Genomic DNA, 2,182 nt, shown 5'->3' on the forward strand with positions numbered 1-2,182 from the left:
AAATGTAATTATCCCTCCTCGTTCCAATGCTGCTTTATGGGCAGAAAATGAAATTGGTAAAGCAAGAAATCATGCAGTACAAGGCTGTTGGGACAAGGGTCAAAAGCAGTGGAAACGAGATATTGGTTATCATCGACGATCCCGAATAGAGGCTAAAATGTTTGCCTTGAAACGACTTGGACAAGGTGTATCTAGTCGATGCTTTAATCGTCAGGTGGTTGACTTGCAAATAAGAGTCGATATTTTGAATAAATTTACTCAACTTGGTACAGCTAAAACGGTGGCTGTTGCATAAATATCTGAAGATTAGAACAACTCTACCTTTCGTCTATTTGTGCAACAAAGCCAATCTCAATAGATAATTCTAACATTTAAAATAAATTGTTCAAAAAATAGAAATATCACTAATTGAGGATTAAATATCCACGGACTATAATCCTCATTTTTAATAAAAGATTAAAAGACTGAACATGAAGAGACCTGTACATTTGCCGTTGTATCACGAATTCTTAGAATTATTCGATAACTATGAAATTCAAAATTGGGAAGCCAAACAATTTTGGGAAAAACTTAATATTAGTCAGAACAACAGAAATGAAAAATCTAAGAGGCTTATGTATTCTGGTTTAAGAGTTTTAATGCAACTTCAATATTTGGAAGTAAATCCTTTAACATCCAAAAAAAATATCTTTTCTTATACGGAAACACCACGTATGAATGAGCTCAGGAATCGAATAAAGAAGCAGAAATTGGAAGAGATTTTTTCTAAAAAGAAAATAGAATTTTTAGATCAGATCAAAGATAAAGAAAATAATATTGAATTTCTACAGTCATTGTTATCAGATGATAAAACATTAGAGAAATATTTTATTAACTATAAAGAGCAGTTAAAAAATGATATTAAAAACATTAATTCAAACATTAGATTAATGGATGAGATAATAAGTAAATAAAACATATAGTAATTAAAATATTACACCAATAATATAATATTAAAATAATATTATTTAGCTTGATCTTTATATCTTTCTAATATATTTTTTCGTCAAATTTATTCAAAATTCGTCTGATATGATCAAGTCAATTAAGCAAGTTCGAGATGATTTTATAAAATCAGGAATTTCAATCGCAGAATGGGCACGAGATAATAATTTTTCACCTGACCTCGTATACCGAATTTTAAAAAATAATAAAGTTCCACGACGTGGTGAAAGCCATAAGATAGCTGTGAAGCTAGGCATTAAGGAGCAAAAAGATATGGATTAATTCAATGTAATTTTTATTTAACCGCAGAAAGTATAAAGACCCATGCGTCAACATGAGTCTTTATAAATTTGTCTTTTACTTGGCAGTGCAAGACAAATTCATTCTAAGTGGCATTGATTTTTTTATCAATGTTTATGGTGCTTTCTGCCTCATTTTTTATTCTGAGGTATAATTATGAACACATCTATTGAAAAAATTAGGCTAGTAATTAGCTATATATTTAGTCATAAAAGCAATCGAGAAATAGCTAAAATTGTAGAAATCTCTCGTGAAACTGTATCTAAAATCAAGTCTTTACTAATTTTGACAGAATTAACTTATGAAGATTTTACTAAACTAAACAATTCAGAATTAGAACAAAAATTAAAAATTAATCGCTCAATAAAACGTATCAAAAAGTCACAACCTGACTGCGAAGCGATATGTAGTGAGTTAGCTACGTATAAAGGGCTTACAAAGGCTATTCTTTGGGAAGAATATAGATTGAAAACTCATGGAAATGGTATTGGATACACACGGTTTTGTGAACTAATAAAACAAGCACAAAAGGCTTTGTTGCACAAATAGACGAAAGGTAGAGTTGTTCTAATCTTCAGATATTTATGCAACAGCCACCGTTTTAGCTGTACCAAGTTGAGTAAATTTATTCAAAATATCGACTCTTATTTGCAAGTCAACCACCTGACGATTAAAGCATCGACTAGATACACCTTGTCCAAGTCGTTTCAAGGCAAACATTTTAGCCTCTATTCGGGATCGTCGATGATAACCAATATCTCGTTTCCACTGCTTTTGACCCTTGTCCCAACAGCCTTGTACTGCATGATTTCTTGCTTTACCAATTTCATTTTCTGCCCATAAAGCAGCATTGGAACGAGGAGGGATAATTACATTTGCTTGCCGTTTCAAAATCGCA

Annotated in this window: 3 protein-coding genes and 2 pseudogenes; 4 read left to right on the plus strand and 1 reads right to left on the minus strand. The window is 31.4% G+C overall.

The window, feature by feature from the left end; translation table 11 throughout:
• From J500_RS16645 to J500_RS16660, 4 genes and pseudogenes are all read left to right on the plus strand, one after another.
• Positions 1 to 295, plus strand: a pseudogene (locus J500_RS16645) (IS5/IS1182 family transposase); the annotation flags it as partial.
• A 175-nt stretch (positions 296 to 470) separates the two neighbouring features.
• Positions 471 to 953: a hypothetical protein gene (locus tag J500_RS16650; protein WP_034700716.1), complete on the plus strand. Its 483-nt coding sequence runs from the start codon at positions 471 to 473 to the stop codon at positions 951 to 953.
• Between the two features lie 118 nt (positions 954 to 1,071).
• Complete coding sequence (locus tag J500_RS16655) at positions 1,072 to 1,266, plus strand: DNA-binding protein (protein ID WP_005401752.1); 195 nt, start codon at positions 1,072 to 1,074, stop codon at positions 1,264 to 1,266.
• A gap of 174 nt (positions 1,267 to 1,440) precedes the next feature.
• Positions 1,441 to 1,833 carry a hypothetical protein gene (locus J500_RS16660; RefSeq protein WP_034700718.1) on the plus strand — a complete coding sequence of 131 codons (393 nt, stop codon included), beginning with the start codon at positions 1,441 to 1,443 and terminating at the stop codon, positions 1,831 to 1,833.
• Between the two features lie 33 nt (positions 1,834 to 1,866).
• Here the strand turns inward: J500_RS16660 and J500_RS16665 are convergent.
• Positions 1,867 to 2,182, minus strand: a pseudogene (locus tag J500_RS16665) (IS5/IS1182 family transposase); the annotation flags it as partial.

This window comes from Acinetobacter sp. 479375 (assembly GCF_000581715.1).
Taxonomy (GTDB): Bacteria; Pseudomonadota; Gammaproteobacteria; order Pseudomonadales; family Moraxellaceae; genus Acinetobacter; species Acinetobacter ursingii.